General features: G+C 34.3%; 15 protein-coding genes. 1 reads left to right on the top strand and 14 read right to left on the bottom strand.

Annotated elements, in window-relative coordinates; genetic code table 11:
• Positions 1 to 50: 50 nt before the first annotated feature.
• From Q5O73_RS06350 to Q5O73_RS06415, 14 genes are all read right to left on the bottom strand, one after another.
• Positions 51 to 1,397: a glucose-6-phosphate isomerase gene (locus Q5O73_RS06350; protein ID WP_302669290.1), complete on the bottom strand. Its 1,347-nt coding sequence runs from the start codon at positions 1,395 to 1,397 to the stop codon at positions 51 to 53.
• A 98-nt stretch (positions 1,398 to 1,495) separates the two neighbouring features.
• Complete coding sequence (locus tag Q5O73_RS06355; RefSeq protein ID WP_302669291.1) at positions 1,496 to 2,212, bottom strand: hypothetical protein; 717 nt, start codon at positions 2,210 to 2,212, stop codon at positions 1,496 to 1,498.
• A gap of 142 nt (positions 2,213 to 2,354) precedes the next feature.
• On the bottom strand, positions 2,355 to 3,047 hold the full coding sequence (locus Q5O73_RS06360) for a 5'-methylthioadenosine/adenosylhomocysteine nucleosidase (RefSeq protein ID WP_302624300.1): 693 nt from the start codon (positions 3,045 to 3,047) through the stop codon (positions 2,355 to 2,357).
• Complete coding sequence (locus Q5O73_RS06365) at positions 3,047 to 3,292, bottom strand: TIGR03905 family TSCPD domain-containing protein (protein ID WP_021952402.1); 246 nt, start codon at positions 3,290 to 3,292, stop codon at positions 3,047 to 3,049. Before Q5O73_RS06365 ends, Q5O73_RS06360 begins: the two co-directional genes overlap by 1 nt.
• A gap of 4 nt (positions 3,293 to 3,296) precedes the next feature.
• On the bottom strand, positions 3,297 to 4,040 hold the full coding sequence (locus Q5O73_RS06370) for an ABC transporter ATP-binding protein (protein WP_021952403.1): 744 nt from the start codon (positions 4,038 to 4,040) through the stop codon (positions 3,297 to 3,299).
• Positions 4,041 to 4,048: 8 nt separating this feature from the next.
• Positions 4,049 to 4,852 carry an ABC transporter permease gene (locus Q5O73_RS06375; protein WP_021952404.1) on the bottom strand — a complete coding sequence of 268 codons (804 nt, stop codon included), beginning with the start codon at positions 4,850 to 4,852 and terminating at the stop codon, positions 4,049 to 4,051.
• 399 nt (positions 4,853 to 5,251) lie between these two features.
• On the bottom strand, positions 5,252 to 5,695 hold the full coding sequence (locus Q5O73_RS06380; protein ID WP_186840705.1) for a hypothetical protein: 444 nt from the start codon (positions 5,693 to 5,695) through the stop codon (positions 5,252 to 5,254).
• A 36-nt stretch (positions 5,696 to 5,731) separates the two neighbouring features.
• Complete coding sequence (locus Q5O73_RS06385) at positions 5,732 to 6,400, bottom strand: hypothetical protein (RefSeq protein WP_186840706.1); 669 nt, start codon at positions 6,398 to 6,400, stop codon at positions 5,732 to 5,734.
• Positions 6,401 to 6,433: 33 nt separating this feature from the next.
• Positions 6,434 to 7,135, bottom strand: coding sequence for a hypothetical protein (locus Q5O73_RS06390; protein WP_186840707.1), 702 nt, complete (start codon positions 7,133 to 7,135; stop codon positions 6,434 to 6,436).
• Positions 7,136 to 7,161: 26 nt separating this feature from the next.
• Complete coding sequence (locus Q5O73_RS06395; protein WP_186840708.1) at positions 7,162 to 7,809, bottom strand: matrixin family metalloprotease; 648 nt, start codon at positions 7,807 to 7,809, stop codon at positions 7,162 to 7,164.
• Positions 7,810 to 7,892: 83 nt separating this feature from the next.
• Complete coding sequence (locus tag Q5O73_RS06400; RefSeq protein WP_302629419.1) at positions 7,893 to 9,182, bottom strand: GHKL domain-containing protein; 1,290 nt, start codon at positions 9,180 to 9,182, stop codon at positions 7,893 to 7,895.
• 4 nt (positions 9,183 to 9,186) lie between these two features.
• Positions 9,187 to 9,897 (bottom strand): LytTR family DNA-binding domain-containing protein, encoded by a 711-nt coding sequence (locus Q5O73_RS06405; protein WP_302669292.1) that lies wholly within the window; start codon positions 9,895 to 9,897, stop codon positions 9,187 to 9,189.
• 184 nt (positions 9,898 to 10,081) lie between these two features.
• On the bottom strand, positions 10,082 to 10,456 hold the full coding sequence (locus Q5O73_RS06410; protein ID WP_302669293.1) for a hypothetical protein: 375 nt from the start codon (positions 10,454 to 10,456) through the stop codon (positions 10,082 to 10,084).
• A gap of 60 nt (positions 10,457 to 10,516) precedes the next feature.
• Complete coding sequence (locus Q5O73_RS06415) at positions 10,517 to 16,318, bottom strand: discoidin domain-containing protein (protein WP_302669294.1); 5,802 nt, start codon at positions 16,316 to 16,318, stop codon at positions 10,517 to 10,519.
• Between the two features lie 335 nt (positions 16,319 to 16,653).
• Between Q5O73_RS06415 and Q5O73_RS06420 the strand changes: the two genes are divergently transcribed.
• The coding region (locus Q5O73_RS06420; protein ID WP_302669295.1) for a hypothetical protein at positions 16,654 to 16,904 on the top strand (251 nt) is incomplete at its 3' end.

Genomic DNA, 16,904 nt, shown 5'->3' on the forward strand with positions numbered 1-16,904 from the left:
CATCTGAAGGGAAGCCTCATTTATTTATATATATCACATCTAAGTTTTTATTATAGACGCTTTAACAACTGTGCTGTTAAATCTTCAAATCCCGGCTTACCAAGAAGTGCAAACATGTTCTTCTTGTAGCTTTCTACACCAGGCTGGTTGAAAGGATTTACTCCTAAAATGTAACCACTTACACCACATGCAAATTCAAACATATAGAATAACTCACCAAGATAAAACTCATTCTGCTTTGGTACGTTTACTATAATATTTGGTACATTTCCATCTGTGTGGGCAAGAATTGTTCCATTCATGGCACTCTTATTAACAAAGTCCATATCCTTTCCTGCTAAATAGTTAAGCCCGTCTAAATCCTCTGCTTCTTTACTTATTTCAATCTTTGCGTCAGTTTCTTCAACGTTGATAACTGTCTCAAACATTATTCTTGAGCCATCCTGAATAAACTGTCCCATAGAATGAAGGTCTGTTGTAAGGTCAACTGCTGCCGGGAAAATACCCTTGTTGTCCTTTCCTTCGCTTTCACCGTAAAGCTGCTTCCACCATTCACCTACATAATGAAGGCTTGGTTCGTAGTTAGCAACAATCTCTACTGACTTACCTTTTCTTAATAATATATTTCTGATTGCCGCATATTTCATGGCATCATTATCTTCAAATTTGCTATTTAATGCTCTCTCTCTTCCGCTTGCTGCACCTGCCATAAGCTGGTCAATATCAGCTCCGCTTACTGCTATAGGAAGAAGACCTACTGCTGTAAGAACTGAGAAACGTCCTCCAACATCATCCGGTACTACGAAGCTTTCATAACCTTCTGCTGTTGCAAGTCCCTTTAAGGCTCCCTTTGACTTATCAGTTGTAGCATAAATTCTCTTTGCTGCGCCTTCCTTGCCATATTTCTTCTCTAACTTCTCTCTGAATACCCTAAAAGCAATAGCCGGTTCAGTAGTTGTACCTGACTTTGAAATAATATTAACAGAAAAATCCCTGTCTCCTACCACATCAAGTAAAGCCTTTAAGTATGATGGGCTTATGCTGTTTCCTGCATAGTAAATCTCAGGTGTCTTTCTGATTTCCTTTGAGACATTGTTATAGAAACCATGTCTGAGAAACTCAATAGCAGCTCTTGCGCCTAAATATGAGCCACCAATTCCTATTACAATAAGAACTTCTGAATCACTCTGAATCTTCTGTGCCGCCTTTTTAATTCTCTCGAATTCTTCCTTGTCATAATCTATTGGCAAGTCAATCCATCCAAGAAAGTCATTACCTGCTCCAGTCTTTTCAACTAATACTTTCTTTGCATTTTCTGCAATATCCTTCATGCTTGTCAACTCGTCATCCCCAATAAATGATTTAACTTTTGAACAATCAAGCGTTACTTTAGACATATTTCTTCCTCCGTTGTTTCTCCAAAATCATCCTTAATTATAGGCTTAGAAAACATTTTTAGCAAGACTAAATCCAATAATTATAAAAATCCTGCACATTATTGTAAAAATTCTCCAATAACTTGGTTTAATATTTGCTCTTCACTATCATTTTCACCTATTTTAGATGGTGAAAATTCTTGATTATCAGGCATATTTTTATTATATTCCACATCTATATCATTATTATCCAATATATTCTCAGTATTTTCAGTGACAACGCCCTTATATCTGGCACTGTTTTCAAGATTATCCGCCACAGAATATGCAAGCTCTGACTTTCTATCCTCTACATTAACCATGCGGTCTGTCATTTCAAGACTAAGTGCCACAAAAATTCCAGCCAGTACATAGGAAAATGCTACATTTTTCTGTGCCGAATTATTGTATAAATACCATCCGGCTATAGCTGTAAATCCCATAATTAAAACCACACAATACCTGATAATATTATCGATTTTTCTAATTGGTATATAGAATAGTTTACTTTTGTTAACATAGTGTTTTACAAACAAAAGAGTATTAGGCAATTCTCCGTTTACCTGCCGGATACCTCCATACTTATTTTTAATCTGACGAATAGTTGCATTTTTAGTATGCTGCATGTTCTCTGCCCTTCTAATAAGTTTCCCATAATGATGCCATACTATCCATTTTGTCACAGCACCTAATAAAAAAAGACTTCCTATTATCAACAGAAAGTTCTCTTTATCCATTACCGTTGGTGCCACACTCTCCAACCCTTTTTCTAATTTAGTTATGTAAACTTCTAACATTGCTCATTCCCCCAAATATAAAATAGTTTTAAGACATCCCGTCCAAAATTACTATATCACATTTCAGAGGCATAAGCACTTGTAATCGTTCGTCAAATTATTCTAAAAAATTCGTAGCCGTCCTAAGCCGCTGTACACAATACTACACGTTTTTGATTATCTCATTTAAAAGCAAAATGGAATTAGCTGCTGCCTTCTTTTCAAATGTGGGATAATCCATATGAGCGCCACCATCTGCCTTGTCAGAAATTGCTCTGATAACAAGAAATGGAATGTTATTCAGGCTTGCCACATGAGCAATTGCAGCTCCCTCCATTTCAGCACAGTCACCGCCAAAGCTGTTCTTAAGGCTTTTCTTCTTTTCGTGGGTGCTTATAAACTGGTCGCCGGATACAACCTTACCTTCAAAAACCTTTACATCAAGACCTGCTTCCTTTGCACTCTTTTTTGTAAGTTCCACCAGCTTTCTGTCTGCTTCAAATATAGAAACATCCATATCCGGAATAATTCCCTTTTCATAGCCTAACGCCGTTACGTCCATATCATGTTCCTGTGCCACAGTTGATATAACAATGTCGCATATATCTATATCGTTATTAAGGGAACCTGCAACACCTGTGTTAATAACGGCATCCACATTGTATCTGTCTGCCAATATCTGGGTACACATAGCTGCATTTACCTTGCCGATTCCACATTTTACCACTACAACATCTTTTCCGCCAATTACACCTTCATAAAAGTCCATTCCTGCAATTATATTAATGGCGGGATTTTCCATTTCGTTTTTGAGGCTATCCACCTCAATATCCATAGCTCCAATAATTCCTAACATTATTTCTGCTCCAAATACTGTTCCAAGGCAATTGCCAGCTGATCAGGGCATGAAGTTCCCCTGCCATTGCAGTCAATACCTTTTAATCTTTTTATTACTTCGTTAATGTCCATGCCTTCCACTAATGCTGCAACCCCCTGAGTATTTCCGTTGCATCCCATAGTAAACCTTACATTAGTTACTTTATTATCCTCTACATCAAAATCTATAAATCTTGAGCATGTTCCCTTTGTTGTATATCTCATAATTCTATCCTTCTATCTTCTTTCTGTACAACTCAGCCATTTCATTCATTTCTCCTTTTGCAATAAGGTTTCCATGGTCTAATAAAATAGCCTTATTACATATTCTCTGTACCTGTGCTAAGTTATGTGAAACGAAAAGAACCGTAACACCATGGTCAAACATAGACTGCATCTTCTTTTCGCACTTTCTTCTAAATCTGGCATCACCAACCGACAAAACTTCGTCGAGAATCAGAATGTCCGGCTCAACTACTGTTGCAATGGCAAAACCAAGTCTTGACTTCATTCCTGATGAATAGTTTTTAATAGGTACATCTATAAACTCCCCAAGCTCTGAAAATTCCAGAATTTCATCATATTTAGCCTCTAGGAATTTACGTGAAAATCCAAGTACCGAACCGTATAAGAAAATGTTTTCCCTTCCTGTATAGTTTGGATCAAAACCTGCACCTAACTCAAGAAGTGGGGCAATATGTCCCCGTCTTACCACTTCACCGGTAGTCGGCTTGTACACCCCGGCAATAATCTTTAATATGGTACTTTTTCCTGCACCGTTAAGTCCCAGAATACCTAATCTGTCACCTTTTTCAAGTTTAAAACTTAAATTTTTTACAGCCCAAAACTCGTTAAAACGAATCTTTTCGCCCTTTATTTTTTTAAATATTAATTCTTTTAAATTGTCTACTTTTTCTTTACTTAAATTAAAACGAATGCTGACATTATTAACTTCAAGTACATACTTTTCCATAACGCCTCCTAAATGTGCAAGATGAATTCATCCTGATGCTTCTTAAATACATACATACCAATTATCAGTGCCACAATACTGAATATTAATGAATATATCATCATAAACAGATTTGAGAATCCATAGCTTACACTTGTAAATATAGACCCCTGCTCCATTAAAATACATCGGAAATTACTAATAATACAATATATCGGGTTGAACTGTAATGCCAAAGTAATACCTGAATTAAGTGTATTTACATAATAGAAAATAGCTGAACAGTACATAACAAGCATTATAACTACTTCCCAAAGGTATTCTAAGTCTCTAAAGAATACACACACTGTAGACAATATCAGTCCCGCCGCAACGCATAAAATAAGTAATATGGTTAGCGGTATAAATATCTCGATTATGTGCCATGTCATTCTTACTCTTAATACTATACACAATGCTGCAAGCACTATAAGTGACAGTAAGAACAAAATGTAGTTATATATAATAGCTGACAACGGATACAGGTACTTAGGTACATATATCTTCTTAATCATCGCCTGATTAGCTCTTATGGAACGCATGGCAATTTTACTTGTGCTGGAGAAACAGCTAAATACCAGACGTCCACACAAAATATAAACAGGATATGTTGCATCACCTTTTCCTAATATCTTTCCGAACACAACTGTAAGCACCATTGTTGTAAGCAACGGCTCTAACAATGTCCACACCAATCCTAAATATGATCTTCTATACTTTAACTTAATACCCTTTGTTACTAATTCTTTCAGCAAATATCTGTAATGCCAAAAATTATCTATATATTCCTTCATGTTACCTCCATAATAACCTGCAATACTCGCATATATTATATATTATTTTGTTTTATTGTCAAATTATAATTGAAAAATGACCCTTATCTTATTAGTATACCAAAAAAAGTCCCGGTAGTATATTAAATATTTACTTCCAGGATACATTATTTCAGATTATGACTAACATAATCATTAAAGCTTTATTTTATACATAATTATATCAACAATTATATTATTTTTTTATAAGTTTTAAAATTAAACAAACAATTCCTACTATAATGGCTGCAACAATCAATAAAAAAATACCTAATTTCATATGTATCTCCCTTCTTGCATTAATATTTTTGAAATTTTTAATGGGATTTTTTATCATTTTGTAAATAATAACAGATTGAACCTACCTGTCACAAATCATGTTTATAATTTATATATAATTAATTTTCCATCTCTTTTGACATTAAAGACACTTTTTTCTTTTGAAATATTTTTGATTTTATCATATTCTCCAACATCAAAATCGAATCCTAAATTATTTGGATTTCCATATATCTGATATACAACTTTGTCATCTAGTGTGAATATCATATACAACGTTCCCTCATCTGAAATATTATCATATATTTCATCAGAACTTATGCCAATATACTTTTCTATTTCCGACTTCTCCGTATACGGTTTTACAAAATACACACTATTCCATTGGAAATCTGTCAAACTGTCAAGCCTTACTATGTCACTTTCCTTTTTTTTCAAAAGTGCATCTTCAAGGCTCTTATCTTCTTTTGAACATGAAACCATAAATATAGCCAATATAGTAAACAATAACATTATTGTAACCAATCTATGTATTATCCTTTTCATATCCCTGTATCTCCACTATTTCTTAAAACAAAATCTTTACCTGTCATCCAACTGTTCTTTTATATAATTACTTACTTTATACAAATCTTTAACATCTGTCAAATTATTATATATGCCCTCTTCAAATACTACTTTCCTATTTTTTTCAATAAATAACCAGTACACACCATTTAACAATCCATAATCAGATATATCCTTTAAAACCAGCTTATCTGATCCGCTTTGCACAAAATATTTTTCTCCTTTATCATCGTACTTTACAGGCATAAATATTCCTTCATCTCCAACCTGAAGTTTGCTGGAAATTGTTGCAATTGTCGAATTAATTGGAACAAGAATACTTATCATTTCATTCTTCTTTATTTCTCCTCTAATTACATCGTCAACAGTGACAGTGACAATAGCCCTATAATCTTCCTTTTCACCAACCTTAATTCTTATTGGTTCTATTGATTTTACCTTTCCCCTTACAATATCAGTATCATAATCATTAAAAATTTCATATATAGATACTGCCTGCAAATCATAACTCATTCCCCTACCAATTTCGTTATCCTTTATCGATGTAACCCTAACTCTTCCAGTGGATCTTTTTAATTTATAATCTGATTTTTTGTTATTGAGTAAATATATTCCACCTATTAAAAAAATACAAATTATAATAATTATGACTGCTATAATTTTTTTATTTAATACTTTAAACATTTATACGCTCTCTTTCATAACATTTGTTTTATTTTATTCCTGAATGCAATTATCTATATCATCTTGTTCTAATTCATAAACAACTTTCTCCCCAGCTGAAGCAACATCACTATCTGATAAATTACGAATGTATTTATCATCATATTCTTCTTCAAATATACCCTGATATAATCCTACTGGATTGTATTTTTTTAATTTCTTATTATATGTTGCAAAAACAATATATGTTTCCCCCGTCTTCATAGACGAAATACCATTAACTTTCATATCAATAACTTTTTCATTTATCTCTTTTTGTTTAAACTCATTTTCCCCAATCATTGAATCTTTAGCATCCACTTGTTCTAAATATTCTGCGCAAGTAATGGTTCCCCCAAGAGATTCAAGATGAATCACGTCTGGCATGTTATCTCCCTTGTATATTTCCTCAATTTTCACCTCATAGTCCGTGTAAATACTTGATCCAGTTTTTACAAAAGCTTCTTGTCCAATAACATTACATTTAATTATAATATCAGCACTATCACACAATTTGGGAACATCATTGTATATTTCTTCCATATCGCATTTACATTCTAATTCTACCAATATATTTTCATCGTTTGCTTCGACTTTAGAATCATTGTCATCAATATTTCCTTCATTGTTATTTATTAACTTTTCATTATTATAACAAACAAATGATGTACACATAACAATTCCTACCACAAACATTATCATTCGCTTAAGTTTCATATTATCTTATCTCCCATCTAATCATCTTATTTATACAATTTTTTTATGCCTTCAAAATCACACGATTGTACACTTGTTACAGATCTCCCATAAGCTGCTTGGCACATAATTGACTTTTTATTTGTATTATTTTCATCCAATCCAAAACAATGCCCTATCTCATGTGCATATACCGCAATAATTTTTTTTCTATCTTTTTTCTCTAATCCATTATCTAAATTATAGTATATCTGACCATATTTCCAGTTTGATTCATCAGGATCAACACTCGAAAACCAACTCTTTCTAAATACTGTATATGCGTTATATCCCGATTCTTTTCCATCATATGAGCCATATATGTCCACAACACTTTCTGGTCTTTTCGATGTTATATAAAAATTAATATAGCTTGCGTTGTTTGTCCAATTTAACATTGCATCTTTAGCACAGTTATACATAAACCCACTTAAACCAGATGATATCCAATAACGTTTCTGATCCTTTTTACTTTTTCCAACTCCACCCTCAAGATGGTGTTTGTCCTTAAAATACACATATTGTTTTGGCTTTGATTTTGAACTTGTTGCCGCTTCAATATTTACTATAGAATGAGATGATATCGTTATTAAAATTGCCAAAGTAACAATTAATATCCTACTTTCTATCCTCAACTTACCGTTTAAACTCTTCATCTTAAAGCCTCTCTTTCTTTATTCTTCACATCCACAGTCTATATTATTTCTTTTATCCTTTCCATAACTTTTCGACGAACGGTCTATTTTTTCGACAAACGGTCATTTTTTATTTGTATTTCTGAATAAAACAGATTATCCTCTACTTTGCATAGAAAATTTCCATTATATTTTTTAACCGTTTTTTTTATATTTTTTATTCCAAATCCATGATTTTTTCTATCTTGTTTATCCGTCTGAAGACCACTGCATTTAGGCAGACAGGTATTCTCAACAATTATGTATGTGTAATATTTTCCACTTTTTATGTTAAAACTAATTAATTTCTCACAATTTTTATTTATCTTCTTGATTGCCTCAACCGCATTAGACAAAAGATTTGATACCATTATACATAAATCTCTATCCTCAATATTAATTGTTTCCGAAATATAACCTTTAACATTAATAATGCACTTATCTTTGACCGGAATTAAGTAATGATTCAACAATATATTTATTGCCTCATTTCCAACATCATAATTATAATTGCTGATTAAATCTAATTCATGTAAGGATTCTGCCACGTATTTATCTAGTGCCTGATATTCCTTCCGCTCCACATAAGATTTAATCTGCATTAATTCTGCCATAATATCATGCCTAAACTGCCGTGTTTTCCCTTCCTTATTTAATAACATTTCAAAATATTCTTTTTGCAATTCTCCATATTCACTTAAATGTTTAGACCTCTTATAATACTTTTGCTTGGCATTCATAGAATATATCATTATTAACACCATTGTTAAAATAATAATTCCACCTACAATTGCTAATCCAATTGCGACATGAGGGTACCGTATGTCTGCTGCTTCCTGTATTATATATGTAAAATATACAAACATTATAACAATTGTAAACATTACAATAGATAGCAATGCGTTTATTTTTTTCGGTAATATAAAGGCTTCTCTATCTAATTTTTTCCCAATAATTTCATAAAATCCCCATATTAAAATAACAGTAAGTATAATAGAAAAAATACCACTTTGATCGTCATTCATTTTTGTGCATGAATCTATGAAAAAGCCAAATATACTCTCAATAATTGACAACAATGGAAACGTGAAGAAAAAGGTGTTTAACATCTCTCCCCATTTTATTTTATAGATTAGCATAACATGTATAAATGACTCCATTGCCGTTATGCATAAAAATATTAATCCGGATTTTTCAGACATACATTGTATAACCATTGCAATAATATCCCCAATTGCTAAACATATATAAATCTTTTTGTTTCTATTTAACTCTCTTTTTCCCAAAAACACGTAATAAAAAGAAAGATATTCCGCAACTATTATCAGACATGCTGCTACATTAATCCACTGCATATTTTTATCCTTCCCAACTTTTATCAAATTCAATTATTTTTTGATGTACTTCTTTATATTTTCTTCGTGAAACAGGTATCTTTTCCCCACCATTTAAATATAGCCATTCTTTATCCATATCTAAAACATATAATAAATTAACAATTTTACTTCTGTGTGTCTGCAGGAAAATTCTTTTATCTAATTTTTCCATGAACTTTTTTAATGATTCATTTACTTCAAAATCACATTTAAGAGTGTGTATCTTTAAATAATCTTTTTTTGCGTCTATATACATTATTTTCCGTTGGGGGATTGTACACTTTTTGCCATTATGACATACTTCAATTAACCCGCTTCCTGCCAAAGAATATATTACAGCACTTAGTGCCTCATAAAATTCCTTTTCATCAACAGGCTTTGTAACAAATCTTTTTGCTCCTATTTTAAAAGCATCTTTAAACCTTTCTCGTTTACTGCTAAGCATTATTATTTGGGGATTATAGCCATTTTTCAATAGTATCCGTGCTGCTTCAATGCCATCTTTATCAGGCATGTCGATATCCAGCATTAGCACATCGTACTCAATACTAAAACTTATAAGTTTCTCACCATTATAGCAATGAAAAACCTTAAACACATATTCATTTGTTTTATCATAAGTTTTAATTAACTCTTCTACTTTTTGATGTATCAATTCTTCATCATCACAAACCAAAACCCTAATTTCCTGCATTCTTCAATTCCTCTTCAACATAAAAACTTTTTTATTCTACACTATATTACCATACATTTTATATCCTGTGGTAATTTTTTACAAAAAACAGACACAGAAAAACAGGCTCTCCTGCCAACAACCTCAGTCATTAGCAAGAAAGCCTGTTATTTATACCGTTGCCCTGTGTAGGCAATATTCTATTTTACTGTGCCAGAGTTACTATTTCACTCCATTCAAATTCCAGTTTTTTGTAATCCTTATTTACCACTGATAAAATCTTATCGTAAATAAAATTATATCCCTCAAGAGAATTCATCTTTTTATTCTGATAAATGTAATCAGCAATTTCATAAATTGAAAACTCACTTATTGTACTATATACATAAGTTCCATCTTCAAGAATTGCATATGCCCTTATTTTATATCCTGCTGTAAGGGCTGTGGCATTTGTGTTACCAAAGGACATTGTTCTTACATAATTTGTGCATGTAGCTGAACCTCCCAGATTGGTTGGAAGAGTACCCTCAGCTGTTGACTGATAATGAATAACTTTGTTGCTTGAAGAATCAATAATCATATCATCATCTGTAACACCTGTACTTTGGTCATTTATGGTTGCGAGACCGTATATAAATCCCTAGCCTGTAACTTTCTTACCGTTTATTTCCGGTTCAACTGCTGCAAGAACCCTGAAACCACCTTCCTTGTTAAATGCCTTATCACTTATCTGATATCCTAAAACTTCAATATCATCACTTACTACAATGGTATTATCTTCATATAATTTTGCATTCTTTTCCGTGCTTAAAACTGCAACTTCACATATCTGAATACCATATGTCGGTGTTGTAGGATAACATACCTTAACATATCTTACTGCCCCGGTGTTACCTGAAACATCAGCAGCAACGCAATTGTCACTGTCTAAATCATTTGCAGTAATTGTCTTTGAAGTATAAATAGTTTTGAAGTTCTCTCCATCTTCAGAATACTGAATATTATATGTTCTGCCAACTACAGTATCATTATCATTATTGTCTTTGTACTGTACCAAAACTTCATCAATGGTAGATGCGTCATATTTAGCTCCTAAGTCAATAGTTATATAACTTTCTCCTGAATATCCCCATCCACTTGATATGGCACAATGAGTTCCACCTGTTGTGAGCTTTCCATCTGTAACGCAGTTTTCGTCACCTTCAGCTACTCCCGGGCTTATTTCAAAACTCTTATTAAGTGCCACATTGTACTTGGTACTTGATACCATTTCCTGATTTGTTGCTGCCGGCCCTACAGTTACGTGACATACTGCCTTATGTTCTCCCACCTTAACTGTAATATCAACTTCACCTTCATTTTTAGCTGTAACTGTTCCTGCGTTACTTACAGTTGCAATTTTTTCATTGCTTGAGCTCCATACAGCTGTTGTGTCGTCAGTAGTATCTGCCGGATTAATCTTAAGCTCTAATGTTTCCGAAGTTTTCTTCTTCATTGTATAAGTTTCCGGAATGCTGATAGAGGTAATGTGTACCGGTTCCGTAACTGTAATCTGACATTCTGCCACCTTTCCACTTGGTGTAGTTGCCGTTACCTTTGTAGTTCCCGGATTTTTACCTGTAATCTTTCCCTCTTCATTTACAGTAACAATTCCTGTATCTTCACTTTTCCATGTAACTGTTTCGTCACTTAATGCTGCTAACTGCATTACTCTTCCAATTGCAATTTTAACTGATGAAGGATTAATTGAAATTGTTCCCGCAATTATAATATCCGATTCTGTTACATCAGATAAAATCATTCCTTTTCTATAAGTAACTGCCTTAACTATAGTTGACTTATTAACCTTTATTGGTTCAATATATGTAGCTGAATCCTCTGTTGGTGTTGAGCCGTCTAATGTATATTTAACTTCGGCACCCTTTACTGCCGTTGACATTGTAATAGTCTGTTCACCTGTATATTTTCCGCTAACCGGTGAAACTATAGGTGCATTAGCCTTTAAGGCTCCATATACTTCCATCTCGTAAATTGAGTATCCGTACCGGGTTCCTCTCTTAACACCCTGCATTCTTACATACTGTGCCTTAACTGCTGCAAAGCTTGATGTGATTTCTCCCACCTGTCCGCTTTCTGTTGCAACTGTAGTCCAGTTTTCTCCATCTACAGAAACCTGAATCTGATATTTTTCCGCATAAGCTGTTTCCCATGTAATTTTTACTGTATTAACAGCCTGAACACTTCCCAAGTCTACCTGTAAATATTCATCATCTGCTGACTGTGCCTGCCATCTTGTGCTTCCATCTCCGTCAACTGCCAGTTCTGCCTTTGCCGCACCATCCTCTGATGATGCAGTAGCCGTCTTTCTCAATGCAAGATTATTGCTACTTTGTACTGTATCTCCGTTGATTTTTATTGCTGCTGATGCATAAGCAGAATCTATTGAACCGCTTTTAACTGCAATGGCTTTCAGTACAGTGTCACTTGATACCAAAATTTTTCCATTGTACCGGTTAGAAGCTGTAGTTGGAACTGTTCCATCTGTTGTGTAATAAATCTCTGTTCCTTCATCTGATGAAAGTTCAACAAACTGTGTATCGTCAAAGTTCTTTGTTCCTGTTATATTGTCAGTCACTTTTCCATCAGCAATTGCTGTTGCCTTAATTACCGGTGTACTTACCTGAGAAATAGCAAATTCCTCTTTTGTGTTAATTTCAAATGCTACAGTAGCCTTTGAACCTACAGTGGCTGTTCCCACCTTTGTTCCGTCAGCCTTCTTTACGGCAACTGTCTGGGTAACTGATGTAGGATTCCAAACCTCTGCTGTGTACACCCTGTCTTTAACATATACGGAACCCTGAATATTTCCAACTACCATGTAGTCATTTGTTCTGTGACCGATAGAATCCATTGCTGAAATAAACCATAATGTATTTGCCCTGTCTTCTACCTGAACCTTTGAAACATTTGCCTCAAATTTGTCATAGGCACGCTTTGCATCTGTCTGTGAAAGATACGGCCATGTAATATGCTGCCATCCATTGTCCGGTGTTGCATACTCATCATCATCTGTTATATTTCCCAGTCTCTTTTCTATACTGATTGCGTATGCAGTATCATCTTCCAAACCTTTATAGATATTTGCACATTTTGTCTGATTCATGCCATAGTTTGTAAGGTACTCTGAAACAGGAAGCCACTGGATACCGTATACATATACCGGCTGTCCTCCAAAATATGTACCATATCCCATTGATGCACCATATATCTGACCTGCTGCCTGGAAAGGATAATCCGGCAACCAGTTATCTTCGTCATAATCAAACCAGTATTGCTCAATTGCATCCATTTCAGTAGTAAATCCATAAGCACCTGCATCTATGTATGTTTTATTCTGAGTTGCCTCGCCCCAAAGGTACATTCCAACCCAGCTAAACAATGCTTCTGAAGCTGATTCCTGGTTGTTACCTGAATCGCTGTCTCCATATCCTCCTGCCCATGAATGTCCTGAATACTGATCAAAAGCCCTGAACTTGCAGAACATGTTTCCGTCATCTTCCGGGTCTTTTGGATCAGCATAATCTCTTACCAAAAGTTCAATCATGTCTCTGTAATCATTTAAGAACTCTTTATCGTAGGTAGCCAAAACTGCGGCACCAAACATAAAATATCCGTATGTGAAATGGTGATCACATATTGCGGCGTTTGCGCCGTAAGCACTGTCAGGATAGTAAATTGTTCCCCAATCCTTATTATATATAAGGTAGCATCTGTCATCCGGCCCGTCATAGTTAAACCAGTCAACCATAATGCTCTTTAATTTAGCCAGTAACTTTTCCTTAATTTCCGTTTCACCTAACTGGTCTGCCATTATTGCACTAATTGCCAACGGATGTACATTTTTTCCTTCCCAATATGCATCTGATACAGGAGCGGTATTTACCTTAGACGCAACTACCTGATTTAAGTAGTCAATCATTTCCTCTGTATCCATCATGTCACTGTCAGGCTTTGCAAAAGTTGGAAGCAAGCCTGAAAACTGCTGGGTTGTACTATATGTATTAGCCCAGATTGACTTCATATTGCCTCTGATTGATGTATATGTAGCCACCGGTGAATCTGCTGCAGTGCTGTGTTTCCACTGATGCGGGAATAAGCAATGCATAGTTTCATTGGAAAATCCTGCTCTCTTTAAATCAGTTGAAGCAGTATATATAGTTGTAATTTTTGAATTATCATGGTTATACTCATAATCTACAGTAGTATCTGTAACAAAAGCATATCCATGCTTATAATATCCATCAATATTTTTTAAATCCGTCATTGCGGCAACAGACATATAATTTTCAGCCTTTGATGGGAAAGTAACCTTAACCTTATAATTTGATTTTCCAATCATTACTTTAAATGTTGTGCCTGCCGGAACGTTTACCTCAAAATATGAGCCTTCATTGCCTGCTTTTGTATTTTCCTTATCAAAAGACTTAAAAGCAATGTGGTCTGTTGTTATTGTATCACCTTTATTTCCAAGAATTGTGTTTCCATTTCCATCATAAAATTCCTGAATGCTGCTTCCACTTATAAATGCAACTGTGTTATTGCAAAATTCATTGAAAATATATGGTGAACCCTTTACTATTGTTGATTTCATCTGAACTGCATCTTCATCTGTAAGTCCCAGTTCAACTGAATAATCTCCATAATTTTCTACTCTGTCATATCCTGTTTCTGTATCAAAATTCTCCGGTGAAATATAGAAATCTCTTTCTGTCTCTGTACTTTGATCTGTTCCCAAATCATTTTCAGTTCTTGTTCCTACCCATCCTGATGTTGCCAGCAAAATTCCCAGACCTTTAGTTGAAAAACTTGCTTTTAAAGGTGTTGAACATAATAAACTGCTGTACTTCTGAACAAGGGCAGATGACCACCAGCTGTTAGAATCTATAGGTGTTTTAATATTGTCTTCATTAACAAATGTAGGGAGCTTGTTCTTTTCATTGTACATTTCTCCCGTTACATAAGTTCCCTTGCCTGATGCACTTTTTAAAATTTCCTGTTTTGGAAGTTCTGTAATTGTTTCATTTGTCTTGCTGTCACCTTCTACATATTCATACACTGACAACTCTGAAATACCAAAGCCACTTCCGCTTTCTACCTTTGTATATCCTAATACCTTTACATATCTTACATTTTGCTGATACATAGTACAGTTATCCACCATATATGCGTATCCCTTTTGAACACGGTGAACTGTTTTCCAGTCTTTTCCGTCTGAAGATACCAGAACGTCATATATTTTTCCTGCATCTGCATTCCAATTTACAATAACTCTTCCTATTGCATATGCCTGTCCCAAATCAACGGTAAGCCACTGATCTGTACCCTGATAAGATGTAAATGATGTTTCTGTATTTCCGTCTACTGCATTTTCAGCCTTAACATTATTATATGCACTTTCCATTATATTTCCGTCTTCATCCTTCATCCACCACTCATCTCTTATTCCTGAACATGTAACTGTCTTATTAAGAGCAAGGTTTTTGCCATAATTTGAAGGACGTTTTCTTGCGCCGTTAGTTCCATAAACCTGAAATTCATACATTGAACATCCATAGGCTTCCATGGCTCTTTCATTTACTACCATTCTTACATATCTTGCCTGCTTCTGTTCTGCTGAAAGCTCATCAAAGGTAATTGTGTCTTCATACTTGTTTGTGCCTTCTTTAGTTGTCTCCTCAACTGTTGTAGCTTCCTCCGTAAATTCCCCTTCTATTGTTCCTTCTCCTAAAACCTGCTTTGTTTCTTTATCCAAAGCATAAACCATAAGCTTATGTTTTCCTGCGGAAAGAACAATCTGTCCCTGATTTACATTATGACCGGTAAAACTATATCCGTCCGGCGCCTTGGCAATATTTTCTTCACTGTCAACGCAAACCTTATATATTGCTCCGTCCACAGAATCCCAGTTTGCCTGAACTGTGGCATATCCCTTTTCAACCTTTTGAACTGAATATGTAATTTTCAGCCCTGTAGTTTCTCCTGGTTTAGTTGTTTTTCCCTTTGTATATACTGTAGTCCAGTTTTCTTCATCATCTGAAAACTGGATTTCATATGACTTTGCATATGCGGCTTCCCAATGTATAAACAAATGGTCGATATCTGCCTTTTTTCCCAAGTCAACATATAACCACTCATTTGTATCATCACCGGCAGCCTGCCATCTGGTGCTATCCTTGCCATCCACGGCATTTTCTGCGGAATCATTTCCGTTCTGTGAGCTGGCATATACCGGTCTTCCATATGAAATATTATATGGCTCTCCATCCATGGTATCTGCTGCTGATACATTAGTATAGAAAATCTGTCCCTTAGGACAAACTGTTACAATCATGGCAACGCACAACGCCAGACTGCATGCCTTTTTAAGGAATTTATTCATCATTTTACCTCCGAAATCTTTTCTCCTACTATTAATTATAATTTTTGGTAAATTAGTGCACAAGTGTAAAAAAGTTTTTCCTTAATTTAGGGCATATTGCACAATTTTTTAACTATATATTCTTAATGTTCCACCTGTTTTTATGGTAATAATATCTAAATTATTTTTTCGGCAAAAAAATGTTTTTACTACTTTTTTTGTGCAATTTGTTTTATTATAAATTTTACGTTTTTTTCTTATGGTTTTGTTTGAAAAACCATAAACCTTATACTATAATTTAACTGATGTTAAGTGTAACAAATTTAACTATGATTTTACTATAATTTACGAGGTGTGGTATGAGTGAATATACAGCCACCGTCAAAGATGGCACAAAGGTTAAGTTAAACAGAGGTTTTAAAAAATTTGCTCAAAAATTTCGTATGAGCAAGGATGACAAAATTAAATTTCAATATCATAATTATCTTTCTCTTCCTATTAAAGATAATTATATTTTTTATGAAGCATTTTTAGGGCTTGGTATTTTAGACAGCCCCCGTGCGCTTTTCAATTATTTATTAGATTCTAAGGATGCCAGTCAGTATACCCA

This window comes from Eubacterium sp. AF15-50, from assembly GCF_934835595.1.
Classification (GTDB): Bacteria; Bacillota; Clostridia; order Lachnospirales; family Lachnospiraceae; genus Eubacterium_G; species Eubacterium_G segne.

Excerpts from the sequence above, each read along its gene's own strand:
- Q5O73_RS06350 (WP_302669290.1), bottom strand. The coding sequence starts at position 1,397 with ATGTCTAAAGTAACGCTTGATTGTTCAAAAGTTAAATCATTTATTGGG.
- Q5O73_RS06355 (WP_302669291.1), bottom strand. The coding sequence starts at position 2,212 with ATGTTAGAAGTTTACATAACTAAATTAGAAAAAGGGTTGGAGAGTGTG.
- Q5O73_RS06360 (WP_302624300.1), bottom strand. The coding sequence starts at position 3,047 with ATGTTAGGAATTATTGGAGCTATGGATATTGAGGTGGATAGCCTCAAA.
- Q5O73_RS06365 (WP_021952402.1), bottom strand. The coding sequence starts at position 3,292 with ATGAGATATACAACAAAGGGAACATGCTCAAGATTTATAGATTTTGAT.
- Q5O73_RS06370 (WP_021952403.1), bottom strand. The coding sequence starts at position 4,040 with ATGGAAAAGTATGTACTTGAAGTTAATAATGTCAGCATTCGTTTTAAT.
- Q5O73_RS06375 (WP_021952404.1), bottom strand. The coding sequence starts at position 4,852 with ATGAAGGAATATATAGATAATTTTTGGCATTACAGATATTTGCTGAAA.
- Q5O73_RS06380 (WP_186840705.1), bottom strand. The coding sequence starts at position 5,695 with ATGAAAAGGATAATACATAGATTGGTTACAATAATGTTATTGTTTACT.
- Q5O73_RS06385 (WP_186840706.1), bottom strand. The coding sequence starts at position 6,400 with ATGTTTAAAGTATTAAATAAAAAAATTATAGCAGTCATAATTATTATA.
- Q5O73_RS06390 (WP_186840707.1), bottom strand. The coding sequence starts at position 7,135 with ATGAAACTTAAGCGAATGATAATGTTTGTGGTAGGAATTGTTATGTGT.
- Q5O73_RS06395 (WP_186840708.1), bottom strand. The coding sequence starts at position 7,809 with ATGAAGAGTTTAAACGGTAAGTTGAGGATAGAAAGTAGGATATTAATT.
- Q5O73_RS06400 (WP_302629419.1), bottom strand. The coding sequence starts at position 9,182 with ATGCAGTGGATTAATGTAGCAGCATGTCTGATAATAGTTGCGGAATAT.
- Q5O73_RS06405 (WP_302669292.1), bottom strand. The coding sequence starts at position 9,897 with ATGCAGGAAATTAGGGTTTTGGTTTGTGATGATGAAGAATTGATACAT.
- Q5O73_RS06410 (WP_302669293.1), bottom strand. The coding sequence starts at position 10,456 with ATGATTATTGATTCTTCAAGCAACAAAGTTATTCATTATCAGTCAACA.
- Q5O73_RS06415 (WP_302669294.1), bottom strand. The coding sequence starts at position 16,318 with ATGATGAATAAATTCCTTAAAAAGGCATGCAGTCTGGCGTTGTGCGTT.